The organism is Paraburkholderia sp. UCT2 (assembly GCF_014397665.1).
Taxonomy (GTDB): Bacteria; Pseudomonadota; Gammaproteobacteria; order Burkholderiales; family Burkholderiaceae; genus Paraburkholderia; species Paraburkholderia tuberum.
The window spans coordinates 30,614-45,786 of the sequence record NZ_VZQO01000025.1; the positions used below are offsets into that span (position 1 = coordinate 30,614).

The window sequence follows — 15,173 nt, forward strand, 5'->3', positions numbered from 1 at the left end:
TCGCTGAAACAGCGGCGTTTCGCGTGGCGCCGCGCCGCCATTTGCGGGCCGGCGCGGGCCGTGCCACCATGCAGACACCGCCGCTCGCACGACTATCAAAACCACTGAGCATGAACCGCCCCGACCCTGACCAACTGCTCGACAAGCTGCAGCGCGACGAAGAAAAGCGCCAGCGCGGCCGGCTGAAGGTTTTCTTCGGCGCGTCGGCCGGCGTCGGCAAGACCTATGCGATGCTGCAGGCCGCGAGCCGCCGCCAGCAAGAAGGTGTCGACGTGCTGGTCGGCATCGCCGAAACGCATGGACGCAGCGAAACCGCCGCGTTGCTCGCGGGGCTCGACGTGCTGCCGCTCGCGCAGATCGAATATCGCGGCCGCAAGCTCGGCGAGTTCGATCTCGACGCCGCGCTCGCGCGCAAGCCGCAACTGATCCTCGTCGACGAACTCGCGCATTCGAACCTGCAGGGCGCGCGTCATCTGAAGCGCTGGCAGGACGTCTACGAACTGCTCGACGCGGGCATCGACGTTTATACGACCGTCAACGTGCAGCACCTGGAGAGCCTGAACGACGTGGTCGGCCAGATCACCGGCATCCGGGTGTGGGAGACCGTGCCCGATCGCGTGTTCGATCATGCCGACGAAGTCACGCTCGTCGATCTGCCGGCCGAGGAACTGCTCGACCGCATGCGCGACGGCAAGGTCTACATGGCGCAGCAGGCCGAGCGCGCGGTGCGCAACTTCTTTCGCAAGGGCAACCTGATCGCGCTGCGCGAACTCGCGCTGCGCCGCACCGCCGATCGGGTCGACGCGCAGATGCGCGAGTACCGCGCCGATCGGTCGATCCAGCGTATCTGGCAGGCGCGCGAGCGGCTGCTGGTGTGTGTCGGTCCTGGTCCCGAAGCGCCGGCGCTGGTGCGCTCGGCGGCGCGCCTCGCCGCGAGCCTGAAGGCCGACTGGCTCGCGGTCTATGTCGAAACGCCCGCGTTGCAGCGCCTACCCGACGCCCGACGCGAACGCACGTTGAACGCGCTGAAGCTCGCCGCCGAACTCGGCGCCGAAACCGCGACGCTCGCCGCCACCGATGCGCTCGACGCGTTGATCGGTTACGCGCAGGCGCGCAACGTATCGAAGCTGGTGGCGGGCGCATCGTCGCGCACCGGCGCGAGCCGCTGGCTGCGCCGGCCGCTGGGCGAGCGCATCGCCGAGAAGAGCGGCGATCTCGATCTCACGCTGATTCGCGTGTCGTCGGAGCGCGACGGCGGCGAGCAGCGGCGGCTGTTGAACACGACCGCGAACGCGTGGCGCGAGGCGTTGAGCGCGGCCCGCGAGCGTCGCTCGCCGCCGCGCGCGTACGCGTTCGCGCTCGCGATCGGCGCGGCGATCACGTTGCTGTCGAGCCAGTTGATCGACCGCATCGATCTGACCAACCTCGTGATGCTGTATCTGCTCGGCGTGATCTTCACCGCGGTGAGGCTCGGGCGCGGGCCCGGTGTCGTGCTGTCGTTCGCGAGCGTCGCCGCGTTCGATTTCTTCTTCGTGCCGCCGCGCATCTCGCTGTCGGTCTCCGACACGCAATACCTGCTGACGTTCTTCGGCATGCTGCTGACCTCGCTCGTGATCAGCCATCTGACTTCGAGCCTGCGCCACGAGGCGAGCGTCGCGCGACGCCGCGAGCAGCGCACCGGCGCGATGTACGAGATGGCGCGCGAGCTCGCCGCGGCGCTCGCGACCGAGCAGATCGTCGGCATCGGCACCCGGCACGTGAGCGAGGTGTTCGGCGCGCGTGTGGCGATCCTGCTGCCCGATAGCGTCGATAAGGTCAAACAGAAGATCGAGGACCCCGACGCGGCGATCACGCTCGAAGGCGACGCGCTCGATCTCGACGTCGGCCAATGGGTCTACGATCAGCAGAAGCCGGCCGGCCACGGCACCGATACGCTGCCGGCCGCCGCGGCGCTGTATCTGCCGCTGAAGGCGCCGATGCGCACGCGCGGCGTGCTCGCGGTGGTCGTGCATGACGAGCGCGAGCTGACCGTGCCCGAACAGCGCCGCATGCTCGATGCGTTCGCCGCGCAGATCGCGCTCGCGCTCGAACGGGTGCACTACGTCGATATCGCGCGCGACGCGCTCGTCAACATGGAGTCGGAGCGGCTGCGCAATTCGCTGCTGTCGGCGATTTCGCACGATCTGCGCACGCCGCTGACGACGATCGTCGGGTTTTCGTCGATGCTCGCGCAGGGGCGGCAGGCGGGACAGGGGCGGACAGAAGGCGAGGCGAATGCTTCTTTGCGGACCGACGCGCAATCCGCCGCGCGGCGTGACGACGAACTCGTCGACGCAATCCACGAAGAAGCGCTGCGCATGACCGGCATCGTCACGAATCTGCTCGACATGGCGCGCTTGCAGGCCGGCAGCCTGCAACTGAACCAGCAATGGACGCTGCTCGAGGAGACCGTCGGCGCCGCGCTGCGCGCGTGCAAGCGTGTGCTCGCGGATCATCCGGTGCGGGTTACGCTGCCCGCCGATCTGCCGCTGCTGCATCTCGACGCGGTGTTGATGGAGCGCTTGTTCTCGAACCTGTTCGAGAACGCGGCCAAATACACGGCGTCCGGCACGCCGCTCGCGATCGGCGCGCAGCAGATCGACGCGGACGGCACGCCGTTCGTGCGCATCACGATCGACGACAACGGCCCCGGCCTGCCCGCCGGCATGGAAGCGCGCGTGTTCGAGAAGTTCACGCGCGGCGAGAAGGAGTCGGCGAAACCAGGCATCGGCCTGGGGCTCGCGATCTGCCGCGCGATCGTCGAGGCGCACGGCGGTACAATCGGCGCGCTCAACCGGCTGGCCGCGGATGGCCACGTCGAGGGCGCGCGCTTCTGGTTCACGCTGCCGGTCAAGACGCCGCCCGACGCACCCGAGACGTTTGATACGCTCGAAGACGAAGGCGCAGCCACCGACTCCGCCGCCGACCTCAACCCGCTCACCCGCCCCGCCCATGAGTGACCTGAGCATCACCGTCGTTCTGATCGAAGACGAGAAGCAGATTCGCCGCTTCGTGCGCACGGCGCTCGAAGGCGAGGGCATCGCCGTGTACGACGCCGAGACCGGCAAGCAGGGGCTCGTCGAAGCGGCGACGCGCAAGCCCGATCTCGTGATCGTCGATCTGGGCCTGCCCGACACCGACGGCCTCGACGTGATCCGCGAGCTGCGCGGCTGGAGCGAGCTGCCGGTGATCGTGCTGTCGGCGCGTACCCAGGAAAGCGAAAAGGTCGCCGCGCTCGACGCCGGCGCCGACGATTACCTGACCAAGCCGTTCGGCGTGTCCGAGTTGCTTGCGCGGATCCGCGCGCATCTGCGGCGGCGCAATCACGGCGGCGCCAACGAATCGCCGCAGGTGCGCTTCGGTGCGGTCACCGTCGACCTCGCGCTGCGCCAGGTTACGCGCGACGGCGCCGCGGTCCATCTGACGCCCATCGAATACCGGCTGCTCGCGACGCTCGTGCGCCATGCGGGCCGCGTGCTCACGCACCGGCAGTTGCTGCGCGACGTGTGGGGGCCGTCGCACGTCGAGAGTCACCACTATCTGCGCATCTACATGGCGCATCTGCGCGGCAAGCTCGAGCGCGATCCGGCGCAGCCGGAGCATATCGTCACGGAGACGGGCGTCGGGTACCGGCTGGTGGGCGCGGTGTGAATTCGTCCGCGATGCCGCTTCGCTATAATCTCCCGACGTAAGGACGACCTTGCGCCTGCATCAATCATCGGGGACGGCCCCATTTTTCGTGGAGCTGTGTCGATGTCCTGGTTTCTTCTCCTGATTGCCGGTCTGCTCGAAGTCGCGTGGGCGGCCGGTCTCAAAACCTCCGAAGGTTTCACCCGCTTGTGGCCGTCCATCTTCACGGTCGTGACCGCGCTCGGCAGCTTCGTGCTGCTCGCGCTCGCGATGCGCCAGTTGCCGCTCGGCACAGCCTATGCTGTCTGGACAGGGATCGGCGCGGTCGGCGCGTTCATCTTCGGCGTCGTGATGATGGGCGAGGCGTTGACGGTCGCGCGCGTCGCCAGTGCGTCGCTGATCGTGATCGGCCTCGTCGGCCTGAAGCTGTCGTCGGGGCACTGACCGGGCGGCCACCTCCGCTCGGGGCGCGGCCGCCATTGCCTGCAAGCCACAGCGAAGGCTTCGCCGCTCTACGTTCTGCGAATTATCGTAGCTATAATGAGACAGAAACGACCTTGAGATTGTCCCCGGCCAGGCTGGCGCGGCCGGCTTGGCGAGCCTGATGGCTTCGGCGCGGAACGCCCGCTCGTTCCCGCCGCGGCGCCTGGCACGCACTGAGCGCGTGGAGGCGGCCATGCTTGAATCACTTTCACTTGCAGCGGGCCTTTCATGGGGCAGCGGTCTGCGCCTCTATCTGACAGTCCTCCTGGCCGGCGTGTTCGAACGTCTTGGCCTGATTCACTTGCCGAACACATTGTCCGCGCTGTCATCGCCATGGGTGATCGGTGCGGCGGCCGTGCTGACGCTGACCGAGTTCCTCGCCGACAAGATCCCCGCGTTCGATTCGCTGTGGGATGCGATCCACACCTTCATCCGCATTCCGGCCGGCGCCGTGCTGGCCGCCGGCGCGCTCGGCCACGCCGATCCGACGCTGCTGAGCGTTGCCGCGCTCGCGGGCGGCACGCTCGCCGGCACCGCGCATCTCGCGAAGGCGGGCACGCGCGCGCTGATCAACCTGTCGCCGGAGCCGGTGTCGAACGTCGTCACGTCGACCGCCGAGGACGGCCTCGTGGTCGGCGGCGTACTGCTTGCGCTGTTCGTGCCGCTCGTGTTTCTGGTCTTGATGGTAGGCTTCCTACTGCTCGCGGCGTGGGCATTGCCGCGATTGTGGCGTGGCGTGCAGGGCGGTTTTCGCGGCATGGCCACGCACATGGTGTCGCGATTTGCGAGGAGCAGGCACGATTGAGCGAAGCACTACCAGGATCCAAGGCGGGTTCAAGAACGCGCGCCGACACGAGACCGGCGCGGCGGCTTGGCGGCATCGATCTGTTGCGCCAGGCCATGCGGATGACGGCGCGCGACTGGCGCGCGGGCGAACTGACGATGTTGCTGCTCGCGCTCGTGCTGGCGGTCGCGGCGTTGTCGAGCGTCGGGTTTCTGGGCGATCGGCTGCATCAGGGGCTCGAGCGCGATGCGCGGCGCATGATCGCCGCCGACTTCATCGTGCGCGCCGATCATCCGGTCGATCCGCAATTCGCCGCCGAGGCGCACGCCCTGGGCCTGCGCACCGCCACCACGGCGATCTTTCCCAGCATGATCAATTCGACCGGCGCGCAGCCGGCGTCGCGGCTCGCCGCCGTCAAGGCGGTGTCGCCCGGCTATCCGTTGCGCGGCGCGCTGCGCATCGCGGCGGCGCCGGGTGCGGCCGATCATCCGGCGACGTCGATTCCGGCGCCGGGCACCGTGTGGGTCGACCAGCAGTTGCTCGACGCGCTGAAGCTGAAGATCGGCGATGCGGTGAAGCTCGGCAATCGCAACTTCACGGTCGGCGCGCTGATCACGCGCGAGCTCGATCGCGGCTTTTCGTTCGTCAACTTTTCGCCGCGCCTGATGCTGAATGCCGCTGACGTACCGTCGACGGGCCTGATCACCTATGGCAGCCGCGTCACGTACCGGCTGCTGGTCGCCGGTTCAGACGACGCGGTCGCGCGCTTCGCGCAGTTTGCGCATGAGCGCGTCGACGGCGGCAAGCTGCGCGGCGTCGCGCTCGAGTCGCTGCAGGACGGCCAGCCGCAGGTGCGTCAGGCGCTCGATCGCGCGGGCCATTTCCTGACGCTCGTGTCGCTGTTGACCGCGCTGCTCGCGGCCGTCGCGATCGCGATGGCTGCGCACCGCTATATGCGCCGGCATCTCGACGGCTGCGCGGCGATGCGCTGTCTCGGCGTGAGCCAGGCCGCGCTGCGTGCGCTGTTCACGCTCGAATTCGTCGGGCTGGGCGTACTCGGCGGCGTGCTCGGCGTGGCGCTCGGTTATCTCGGGCATCTCGCGCTGCTGACGTGGCTCGGCGGCCTGATCGACGTGGTGCTGCCGCAGCCGACGCTGTGGCCCGCGCTCGAAGGCATCGCGGCCGGCCTCGTGCTGCTGCTCGGCTTCGCGCTGCCGCCGCTGTTGCCGCTCACGCGCGTGCCGCCGGTGCGCGTGCTGCGGCGTGAATGGGGCGAGGAGGGACGCACTGCGTGGGCCGCCTACGCGGTCGGCATCGTGCTGTTCGCGGGGCTGCTGATACTCGCCGCGGGGGAATTGAAGCTCGGGGGCATCGTCGCGGGTGGATTCGCGGGCGGGCTGTTGGTGTTCGCCGGCATCGCGCGGCTCGCGTTGTGGGGCGCGGCGCGCGTGGTGCGCAGCGAGCGCGTCAATGCGGGCGTCGGCTGGCGCTATGCGCTGGCGTCGCTGGAGCGGCGCAGCAGCACCAGCACGCTGCAGATCACCGCGCTCGGCATCGGCCTGATGTGCCTGCTGCTGATCGCGATGACGCGCAACGACCTCGTGCAGGGCTGGCGCAAATCGACCCCGCCCGATGCGCCCAACGAGTTCATCATCGACATCCAGCCCGATCAGCGCGACGCGGTCACGCAGTATCTGGACGCGCACGGCATCGCCGGCGTGGCGCTGTCGCCAATGGTGCGCGGGCGGCTCGTCGCGATCAACGGTAAGGCGGTCAATCCGGATTCGTTCAAGGGCGAGGATGCGCGGCGACTGGTCGACCGCGAGTTCAACCTGTCCTACACGACGCAACTGCCCGACGACAACCGGATCGCCGCGGGAACCTGGTTCGGCGAGACGACGAAGCCGCAGATCTCGATCGAGCAGGGTCTCGCGAAGCTGATCAACGTGAAGCCCGGCGACGTGCTGCGCTTCGACGTGACGGGGCTGACTGTCGAGGCGCCGGTGACGAGCGTGCGCAAGCTCGACTGGGGTTCTTTCAAGGTCAACTTCTTCGTGCTGATGCCGCCGGTTTCGTTGCAGGATTTTCCGGCGACGTTCATCACGAGCTTCCATCTGCCGGTGGACAAACAGTCGACGATCGATGGCCTGATCGCCGCGTATCCCAATCTGACCGCGATCGATACCGGCCCGATCCTCGCGCAGGTGCAGCGCGTGTTGCAGCAGGTGATCGGCGCGGTGCAATTCCTGTTCGCCTTCACGCTCGCGGCCGGCGTGCTGGTGCTATACGCGGCGCTCGCCGGCACGCGCGACGAGCGTATGCGAGAATCCGCGCTGCTGCGTGCGCTGGGCGCATCGCATCGTCAGGTGCGGGCGGTGCAGGTGGCCGAATTCGTCGCGGTCGGCGCGCTTGCCGGCCTGATGGCGGCGCTCGGCGCGCAGATCGTCGGCTCGATGCTGGCCACGCACGTGTTCGAGTTTTATCTGGACTTCGATCCGTGGCTGCTGCCGGTGGGCATTGCGGCCGGCATCGCGTGTGCCGGTGTCGGCGGGTGGCTGAGTTTGCGGCATGTGTTGGCGCGGCCGGCGCTGCAGTCGCTGCGCGACGCGTGAGTTTTCCTGGTGATGTCTTTTTGCTGTCGAGCAGGGTATGAGCGATTTGAACGACGAAGTGTCCTCGGACAAGCCGACGGCCTTCGAACTGGTGGGCGGCGAGTCGCGCGTGCGCGACCTGGTCGACCGGTTTTACGACCTGATGGATCTCGAGGCGGATTTCGCCGGGATTCGCGCGCTGCATCCGGCGTCGCTCGAGGGGTCGCGCGACAAGCTATTCTGGTTTTTGTGCGGCTGGCTCGGCGGTCCCGATCATTACATCGGCCGCTTTGGCCATCCCCGTCTGCGCGCGCGGCATCTGCCGTTCGCGATCGCGTCGAGCGAGCGTGACCAGTGGTTGAGGTGCATGGCATGGGCGATGGAGGATGTCGGCTTGCCGGAACCGCTGCGCGCGCGCCTGCTCGGCTCGTTCTTCGAAACCGCCGACTGGATGCGCAACCGCAATGGCTGACACGCCGCCGCACGCCACCTCGGCACCGTACTCGGTCGAAGCCGACTATGCGGCGCTTGCGCCGCGGGCGCGCGAGGTTCTCGACTGCTGGTTCGGTGCGCCGGGCACGCCGGAGCGCGGCACGGAGCGCAAGTTCTGGTTCAAGCGCGATGACGCCGTCGATACGATGCTGCGCGAACGTTTCGGTAACCTGATCGATGCGGCGAACGCGGGTGAGCTCGACGCATGGCAGAGCACGCCGTTGGGTGCGTTGGCGCTCGTCATCGTGCTGGACCAGTTTTCCCGCAACTGCCATCGCAATACGCCGCGCGCCTTCGCGACCGACGGCAAGGCGCTGCAAACCGCGCAACGGATCATCGCGAGCGGCGCCGATCGGCTGTTGCCGGACGTGCAGCATCGCGCGTTCGCGTATCTGCCGTTCGAGCACGATGAAACGCTCGCGAGCCAGCAGGAGTCGCTGCGACTGTTCAAACAGCTTGCGGCGGAGCCGGGCGGTGACGGCTACTATCAGTACGCGCTGCGCCACGCGAAAGCGATCGAACGATTTGGCCGCTTTCCACATCGCAACGGGTTGCTCGGACGTGAATCGAGCGACGAGGAGATCGCGTTCCTGCGCGAGCCCGGTTCGTCGTTCTGAATCGACGCGGACGCGCGCGCGAGACACTCGGCCGGCGCGACGCGTTGCGCGGCTCTATTCGTCGCCGTGCAGCTTGCCCGCCATCGGCGTGCGCACGAAGACGCGCAACAGCTCATCCGAATCGCCCGGTCGCGCACCGGACCAGAACAGCCGCCATTCGCCGGCCGGCGGCCGCGCGTTGTCGCGGCGGCTTTCCTCGATGAGCCAGGTGCAGGCGGTCGTGCGCGGATCTTCGCTCGGCTGATGCACGATGCCCGTGTAGTAGAAGAGCATCGGCGCTTCGGATTCGCCGAGTCCGGAGCTTGCCATGCAGTCGCCGTCGTTCCATTCGATATCCATCTTCGCGCCGAGGTCCCGGAACACCGAGCGGTAGCTTTTCGCATAGTCGAGCCACGGCAGCAACAGCGTGCTGACGAGCCCCCAGACGAGCATCGCGCCCGCGCACCAGCTGAGCGCGCCGCGCCATTTGCCCGCGTACTTGAACGACGGCAACAGCCACAGCCAGCCGATCGTCAGCAGCAGCGCGCCGACGATCAGCGCGGGCGAAATCGGCAGCACCCAGTCGAGCGGCAGCCAGCGGCCGAGCAGATGCAGCGACGCATGCGTGCTCGCGGGGGTCGTCATGATCGACCAGACGATCCACACGAGCGCGGCCGCGCTGCCGAACAGCACTCGGCTAGTCATATCCCAGCCGGTATGCAGGCGCGCCGGCAAACGTTCGACGCCCTGCATCGCGACCAGCGCGAGCGGCGCGATGAACGGCAGGATGTACAGCTCGCGAACCGTCGCCGAGCTTTGCAGCACCGCGAAACCGATACCCGCGAACAGCACCGGCAGCGTGACGCCCGGATCGCGCCAGCGCCGCCATGCGCCACCGGCGAGCGCGGCCAGCGCGAGCGGTACGACCGGAAAGCCGACGCTCAGCACGGTGCGAAGCACGAACAGGTGGCTCTCGTTTTCGGAGCCGAGCTCGGCGACCGAAAAACCGAAGAAACGCCCGACGTTGTTATCCCACAGCCACACCTTGAAGAGTGCCGCTGAGCGCAGGTAGAAGCAGATCGGCCAGATCAGCGCGAACGGCGCGCAGACGAGCGCGGCGAGGCCGAGCGCGCCGGCGAAGCCGCGGCTGCGGCATGCGGGATAGAGCAGCAGCGCCGCGCAGGTGGTGGCGCCGAACACGAGCGGTACGAACAGCCCCTTGGCGAGCAGCGACACGCCGACGCCCGCGCCGAACATCGTCGCGCCGCTGATGATCGCGTGACGCCGCTCGCGGGCATCGAGCGGTTCGGTCTGCCGGGCGGCTTGCGAGTGCATCGGCAAATACGACGCGGCGCGCGGGTCGTCACGCAGATGCACGAGTACGAGTTCGAACAGTCCGCAAAAGCCGAGCGCGGCGCCGGCCATCAGCGCGACGTCGGTCATCATGTCGTGCACGTGCTTGACGACGACGAGCGTGCCGCCGAACAGCGCGAGCGTGCCGAGCACGCGCAGGTCGAACCAGCTCGACGCAGCGACCGCGCGACGCGCGACCCGCGCGGTGTAATACACCGTCAGGCCCGCGAACAGCGCACTCGCGAGCCGTGCCGCATCGTGCAGCGGCAGATAGCGGCCGAACATCCACGCGAGGCCCGTGGCGACCCAATCGTAGATCGGCGGCTTTTCGACGAAGGGCTGGCCGGCATTGGTCGGCACGACGAGGTCGCCGGTATCGAGCATGTGCTGGACGATGCCGAATGTGTAGGTTTCGTCCTGCTTCCACGGTTCGTGGCCGAGAATGCCGGGGGCGAGCCACGCGCACAGGATCGCCAGCGCGACCAGCCACAGCAGCGGGCGGATCGCCGCGAGCGCGCGCCAACGCTGCAGGCCGCGCGTTGCGCGGTCGGCAGAAACGGCGGAGCCCGATGGATGGGCGGTGTCGGCGCTGTATACCGCTGCGGCCGAAGCCGCGGGGTCCCCGGCCGCCGGCTGGGTCTGCGCGCCGGCAAACGGGTGCGCGGTGCCGGCGGAAAGCGCGGCCTCGTGCGCGCCACCTGCTGGAGCGGCCGAGGTCGGGGCCGTCGCGTTGGCGCTGTGCGCGCGCCAGCGCGTGGACTGCTTGTGTTGCATGGAAGTCTCTGGTCAGCGTACGCGGCGGCGTTGGCCTCGTACTTATGCTTTGCTTACGTCGCCTGCAGATGCATACGATCTGGTCGATTGTAGCGCTGCATTATTACTGAAGATTACACACGAACGAACGCGCGCGCATTCGATGCGCGACTGTGCCGGTTTCATGAGAAATCGACCAGGGTTCGTGGGGAAAGAGGAGAGGGGGAGCGGGCTGGAAAGGCGCGGCCGTAGTGGACCGCGCCAGGTGTTTAAGGCTTGCGCCGCGTTGCGTGCGGCGTTCGCTCAGCGGCCGCCGGCGACGTCGAACAGCGCGCCCGTCACGTACGACGACGCGTCGCTGAGCAGCCATACGATGGCCTCGGCGACTTCGTCGGCGCGGCCGGGGCGGCCGAGCGGCGTGGTCGCGCCCAGTTGCGCGGCGCGCTCGGGCTTGCCGCCGCTGGCATGGATCTCGGTGTCGATCAGGCCCGGACGCACCGCGTTCACGCGCACGCCCTGCGGGCCGAGTTCTTTCGCGAGGCCGAGCGTCATCGTGTCGATTGCGCCTTTCGACCCCGCATAGTCGACGTATTCGTTCGGCGAACCGAGCCGCGCCGCCGCCGACGAAACATTGACGATCGCGCCGCCCGCGCCGCCGCGCTGGGTCGACATGCGCCGTGCCGCTTCCCGTGCGCACAGATAGGCGCCGAGCACGTTGACGTCGAACACGCGTTTCAGACGCGCGAAGTCCATATCGGCGAGCTGGCTCGACGGCGCGACGATGCCCGCGTTGTTGACGAGCGCATCGATGCGGCCGAAGGATTGCTGCAGCGTATCGAACATGCCGGTCACGTCGGCTTCGTTCGCGACATCGCCGGCGATCGGCACCGCGCGGCCGCCCGCGTGTTCGACCTCTGCGACCGTCTGCTGCGCGGCGGCGAGGTCACGCACGTAGTTCACGCCGACGCACCAGCCGCGCGCGCCAAGCAGACGCGCGGTGGCGCGGCCAATGCCGCGGCTGCCGCCGGTGATCAGAACAGCTTTCGTCATCGCAACCTCGTCGTTGGGGTGGTGCGTGCGCGGCGCGCTTCGCTCGGGTTCGGCGGACCCGCGATTCAGATCGCGTCGCTTTGGACCGCCGCCCATTTGTCGCGCGCGGGCGGCGCGTAGCGTTGCAGCTTGCCGATCAACGCGAGCGGATCGGCGTCGATCTGCAGCATGTCGAGATAGGTCTTGCGCATGAAGCCTTCGTCGACCGTGTGCTGAAGCAGGTCGATCAGCGGCGCGTAGAAGCCGTCGGTGTTCAGGAGTGCAACCGGTTTGCCGTGGTAGCCGAGCTGCGCCCACGTGAAGACCTCGAACAGCTCCTCGAGCGTGCCCGCGCCGCCGGGCATCGCGACGAACGCATCGGACAGCTCGGCCATCATCTTCTTGCGATGATGCATGTCGGGCACCACGTGCAGTTCGGTCAGGCCGTTATGTCCCACTTCCTTGCTGACGAGCAGCTCGGGAATCACGCCGATCGCGCGGCCGCCTTCGGCCATCACGGTATCGGCGATCACGCCCATCAGCCCCACCTTGCCGCCGCCATAGACGAGCGCGAGATCGGCCTCGACCAGCGCACGGCCGAACGCGCGCGCCGCCTGCGCATACAACGGTTTGGCTCCCATCGAGGAGCCGCAATAGACACACACCGACTTCATGCTCAACTGTCCTTCGATTCGTTGCGAGGCGCGGCGCCTTCACGCGGCGGCAGGTAGTCGTAGAACTCGCGCTTGGGCAGCGTGCCCGATACGAGGTCGTCGAACAGCTGCCGCGAGCGGCCGCGCAGGTAGGGCGCCATCAGCGAGACGATCTGCACGCTGACCTGATGCAGCTCTTCGCGGATCGCTTCCTGCTCGTTGTATTTGCGCGGATTCATCACGAACTGATATGACAGCCAGTACGTGCCGATCACGCCGACGTTGGTCGCGATCACCTGCATTTCCTGCGGCGTCGCGACCATTTCGCCGTCGGCGACGAGCTGTTCGCAGAACTGGCTCGCGAAGCGCACCTTATGGCTGATGATCTGCTTGAAGTGCGTCTCGAGCGTGCGGTTGCGCGCGAGCAGGTCGTTCAGGTCGCGGTACAGGAAGCGGTAGCGCCACGTGAAATCGACCATGTACTGCAGATACGACCACATCTCGTCGATGGTCGCGCGATGGTCGTCGGGGAAACGCAGACGCTTCTCGATCTCCTGCTCGAACTGGCTGAAGATGCTGTTGATGATGTCGTCTTTGTTGCGGAAGTGGTAGTACAGGTTGCCTGGGCTGATTTCCATTTCCTCGGCAATCGTCGTCGTCGTGACGTTCGGCTCGCCGATTTCGTTGAACAGCTTCAACGACAGTTCGAGAATCCGTTCGCGCGTGCGGCGGGGAGGTTTGGCTTCCATGTCGTCCGGCCCTGGTTATGCCGGGCTGTGCGCGTGGCGGCGTGCCGCTGCTGCGTGTTCCACCCGGATGCGGTTGGTATATTGAGCTCTCCCGAACCCGCCGACACGCGGCGGGCCCCCCGAAAGGGCAGGATGAGGCGAGGCGCGGATCCGTTTGCGCGAGCGCTTTCCTGTGAGACCGTTAAACGATTATAAACCGAGCGTTCTAATACCCAACCGCCTGCGCGGATTTTCATCCTGTGGGCGTGGCGAAGCGTGCGCTTCAACCCGCATCGCACCTCAAAGCCACGCGCGAACCCAGCCGACGACCAGCGGCCCGACGATGACTCCCCACGTCATCACACACATGCCGAGCGCGACCATCACGGCCGCACTGCCGAGATCCTTCGCGCGGCGCGACAACTCGTGACGTTCGAGCGAGATCCGGTCGATTGCCGCTTCGACGCTCGAGTTGAGCAGCTCGACGATCAGCACCAGCAGCACCGAGCCGAGCAGCAACACGCGCGACACGGGATCGACGGGCACCACGAGGCCGCACGGAATCAGGATCGCGGCCAACGTGAGTTCCTGACGAAACGCGCTTTCCTCGCGAATCGCAACGCGAAATCCGGCCAGCGAGTTTTTCATCGCGTGCCATGCGCGCGTGAGGCCGCGGTTGCCTTTGTAGGGATTGAAGGGCAGCGGGGCGAGGGGGTCGTCGGGGCTGAGCGGTTCGTTGGGGGCGTCGTGGCTCGAGTCGCGAGTCGTGTCGTGGGTGGCGTCAGGCTGCACGCCACCCGCGACGCTGGCGCCGCCGGTCGTGGTACTCGCGCCGTTCACCCGATGCACGGTATCCGCATGCCCGGTCATACCCGGCTCGCGTACGTCGTCGAACGGTTCGATGCTGGTGGTGTCGCGGGTGGACTCGACGGCGCGCAGTGCGCCGTTCGACGCGCCTTCGGCGCTGGATCGACTGCTTCGCATGGATGGCTCCGCGCGCCGCATCACGCAGCGGCGCTTTCCTCACGATACGCCGTATCGCGCAGCGGCTTCAGATGCGCGGCGAATTGTGCGGACGCCGCTGCCCACGAGAAGCGCTCGGCCCATGCGCGCGCATGCAACCGATCGATCTTCAGTGCCTCCAGACACGCTTCGCGCAGATCCTCGTGCATTGCACCGGCGCCGCCGTCGCCGAGCACGTCGATCGGGCCGGTGACCGGATATGCGGCCACCGGCGTGCCGCATGCGAGCGCTTCGAGCAGCACGAGTCCGAACGTGTCGGTGCGGCTCGGAAACACGAAGACGTCGGCGGCCGCGTAGACCTTCGCGAGTTCGGCCTGCGACAGCACGCCCAGATAGTTGACCTGCGGATAGCGCGACTTCAGTTCGGCGAGCGCCGGACCTTCGCCCGCGACCCACTTCGAGCCGGGCAGGTCGAGCTGCAAGAATGCCTCGACGTTCTTCTCGACCGCCACGCGTCCCACGTACAGGAAGATCGGCCGCGCGGTGTTGAGCACCTTCGAGTCCATCGGACGGAAGATTTCGAGATCGACGCCGCGCGTCCACAGCACGACGTTCGTGAAGCCGAACTTCTCGAGGTCCTGCTTGACGACGGGGGTCGGCGCCATTACCGCGAGCGACGGCTTGTGGAACCAGTGCAGAAACCTGTAGGTCGCCGCGAGCGGGATGCGAAAGCGCGCCTGCACGTACTCGGGAAAGCGCGTGTGATACGCGGTCGTGAACGGCAGCTTGTGGTCGAGCGCATACGCGCGCGCGACCATGCCCAGCGGACCTTCGGTCGCGATGTGCAACGCGTCGGGCGCGAAACGGTCGATGCGCTCGCGCAGCCGGCGGCGCGGCAGCAACGACAGGCGTATCTCCGGGTAAGTCGGGCACGGGATGGTGCGGAATTCGAGCGGCGTCAGCAGATCGACCTGATGGCCGAGCGCGGTGAGTTCGCGCCGGGTGTTCTTCAGCGTGCGTACGACACCGTTGACCTGCGGCTCCCATGCGTCGGTGACGATCATGATCTTCATCGCGTT

At 67.4% G+C, this 15,173-nt stretch carries 13 protein-coding genes; 7 read left to right on the top strand and 6 right to left on the bottom strand.

Translation table 11 applies throughout. The features are described 5' to 3' along the window. Positions 1-110 precede the first annotated feature (110 nt). The 7 genes from F6X39_RS21005 (at position 111) to F6X39_RS21035 (ending at position 8,636) form a co-directional block, all read left to right on the top strand. Positions 111-2,999: a DUF4118 domain-containing protein gene (locus tag F6X39_RS21005; RefSeq protein WP_187617962.1), complete on the top strand. Its 2,889-nt coding sequence runs from the start codon at positions 111-113 to the stop codon at positions 2,997-2,999. Then, positions 2,992-3,690 (top strand): two-component system response regulator KdpE, encoded by a 699-nt coding sequence (kdpE, locus tag F6X39_RS21010; RefSeq protein WP_176109149.1) that lies wholly within the window; start codon positions 2,992-2,994, stop codon positions 3,688-3,690. The genes F6X39_RS21005 and kdpE overlap by 8 nt, the downstream gene beginning before the upstream one ends. Positions 3,691-3,792: 102 nt before the next feature. Further along, entirely contained in the window at positions 3,793-4,113 is a 321-nt protein-coding gene (gene sugE / locus F6X39_RS21015) for a quaternary ammonium compound efflux SMR transporter SugE (RefSeq protein WP_184072024.1), read from the top strand. Positions 4,114-4,345: 232 nt separating this feature from the next. Then, positions 4,346-4,957 (top strand): DUF4126 domain-containing protein, encoded by a 612-nt coding sequence (locus tag F6X39_RS21020; protein WP_187617963.1) that lies wholly within the window; start codon positions 4,346-4,348, stop codon positions 4,955-4,957. Positions 4,958-5,058: 101 nt separating this feature from the next. After that, on the top strand, positions 5,059-7,548 hold the full coding sequence (locus tag F6X39_RS21025) for an ABC transporter permease (protein WP_262414761.1): 2,490 nt from the start codon (positions 5,059-5,061) through the stop codon (positions 7,546-7,548). Between the two features lie 37 nt (positions 7,549-7,585). Then, a complete protein-coding gene (locus tag F6X39_RS21030; protein ID WP_187617965.1) occupies positions 7,586-7,999 on the top strand; it encodes a group II truncated hemoglobin in 414 nt (137 codons plus the stop codon). After that, on the top strand, positions 7,992-8,636 hold the full coding sequence (locus F6X39_RS21035; RefSeq protein WP_187617966.1) for a DUF924 family protein: 645 nt from the start codon (positions 7,992-7,994) through the stop codon (positions 8,634-8,636). The genes F6X39_RS21030 and F6X39_RS21035 overlap by 8 nt, the downstream gene beginning before the upstream one ends. A gap of 54 nt (positions 8,637-8,690) precedes the next feature. On the opposite strand, the gene F6X39_RS21040 is transcribed toward F6X39_RS21035, so the two are convergent. From F6X39_RS21040 to F6X39_RS21065, 6 genes are all read right to left on the bottom strand, one after another. Next, complete coding sequence (locus tag F6X39_RS21040) at positions 8,691-10,742, bottom strand: ArnT family glycosyltransferase (RefSeq protein WP_187617967.1); 2,052 nt, start codon at positions 10,740-10,742, stop codon at positions 8,691-8,693. 282 nt (positions 10,743-11,024) lie between these two features. Next, positions 11,025-11,771, bottom strand: a complete 747-nt coding sequence (locus F6X39_RS21045; protein WP_184021746.1) for an SDR family oxidoreductase — start codon at positions 11,769-11,771, stop codon at positions 11,025-11,027. A gap of 65 nt (positions 11,772-11,836) precedes the next feature. Beyond that, complete coding sequence (locus tag F6X39_RS21050) at positions 11,837-12,424, bottom strand: TIGR00730 family Rossman fold protein (RefSeq protein ID WP_026225698.1); 588 nt, start codon at positions 12,422-12,424, stop codon at positions 11,837-11,839. 2 nt (positions 12,425-12,426) lie between these two features. Continuing rightward, positions 12,427-13,152: a TetR/AcrR family transcriptional regulator gene (locus F6X39_RS21055; protein ID WP_018419991.1), complete on the bottom strand. Its 726-nt coding sequence runs from the start codon at positions 13,150-13,152 to the stop codon at positions 12,427-12,429. Between the two features lie 279 nt (positions 13,153-13,431). Next, a complete protein-coding gene (locus F6X39_RS21060; protein ID WP_187617968.1) occupies positions 13,432-14,115 on the bottom strand; it encodes a diacylglycerol kinase in 684 nt (227 codons plus the stop codon). 20 nt (positions 14,116-14,135) lie between these two features. Continuing rightward, entirely contained in the window at positions 14,136-15,167 is a 1,032-nt protein-coding gene (locus tag F6X39_RS21065; protein ID WP_187618001.1) for a glycosyltransferase family 4 protein, read from the bottom strand. Between the last annotated feature and the right edge of the window lie 6 nt (positions 15,168-15,173).

Excerpts from the sequence above, each read along its gene's own strand:
- F6X39_RS21065 (WP_187618001.1), bottom strand. The coding sequence starts at position 15,167 with ATGAAGATCATGATCGTCACCGACGCATGGGAGCCGCAGGTCAACGGT.
- F6X39_RS21030 (WP_187617965.1), top strand. The coding sequence starts at position 7,586 with ATGAGCGATTTGAACGACGAAGTGTCCTCGGACAAGCCGACGGCCTTC.
- F6X39_RS21040 (WP_187617967.1), bottom strand. The coding sequence starts at position 10,742 with ATGCAACACAAGCAGTCCACGCGCTGGCGCGCGCACAGCGCCAACGCG.
- F6X39_RS21060 (WP_187617968.1), bottom strand. The coding sequence starts at position 14,115 with ATGCGAAGCAGTCGATCCAGCGCCGAAGGCGCGTCGAACGGCGCACTG.
- F6X39_RS21045 (WP_184021746.1), bottom strand. The coding sequence starts at position 11,771 with ATGACGAAAGCTGTTCTGATCACCGGCGGCAGCCGCGGCATTGGCCGC.
- F6X39_RS21005 (WP_187617962.1), top strand. The coding sequence starts at position 111 with ATGAACCGCCCCGACCCTGACCAACTGCTCGACAAGCTGCAGCGCGAC.
- sugE (WP_184072024.1), top strand. The coding sequence starts at position 3,793 with ATGTCCTGGTTTCTTCTCCTGATTGCCGGTCTGCTCGAAGTCGCGTGG.
- F6X39_RS21035 (WP_187617966.1), top strand. The coding sequence starts at position 7,992 with ATGGCTGACACGCCGCCGCACGCCACCTCGGCACCGTACTCGGTCGAA.
- kdpE (WP_176109149.1), top strand. The coding sequence starts at position 2,992 with ATGAGTGACCTGAGCATCACCGTCGTTCTGATCGAAGACGAGAAGCAG.
- F6X39_RS21055 (WP_018419991.1), bottom strand. The coding sequence starts at position 13,152 with ATGGAAGCCAAACCTCCCCGCCGCACGCGCGAACGGATTCTCGAACTG.
- F6X39_RS21025 (WP_262414761.1), top strand. The coding sequence starts at position 5,059 with ATGACGGCGCGCGACTGGCGCGCGGGCGAACTGACGATGTTGCTGCTC.
- F6X39_RS21020 (WP_187617963.1), top strand. The coding sequence starts at position 4,346 with ATGCTTGAATCACTTTCACTTGCAGCGGGCCTTTCATGGGGCAGCGGT.
- F6X39_RS21050 (WP_026225698.1), bottom strand. The coding sequence starts at position 12,424 with ATGAAGTCGGTGTGTGTCTATTGCGGCTCCTCGATGGGAGCCAAACCG.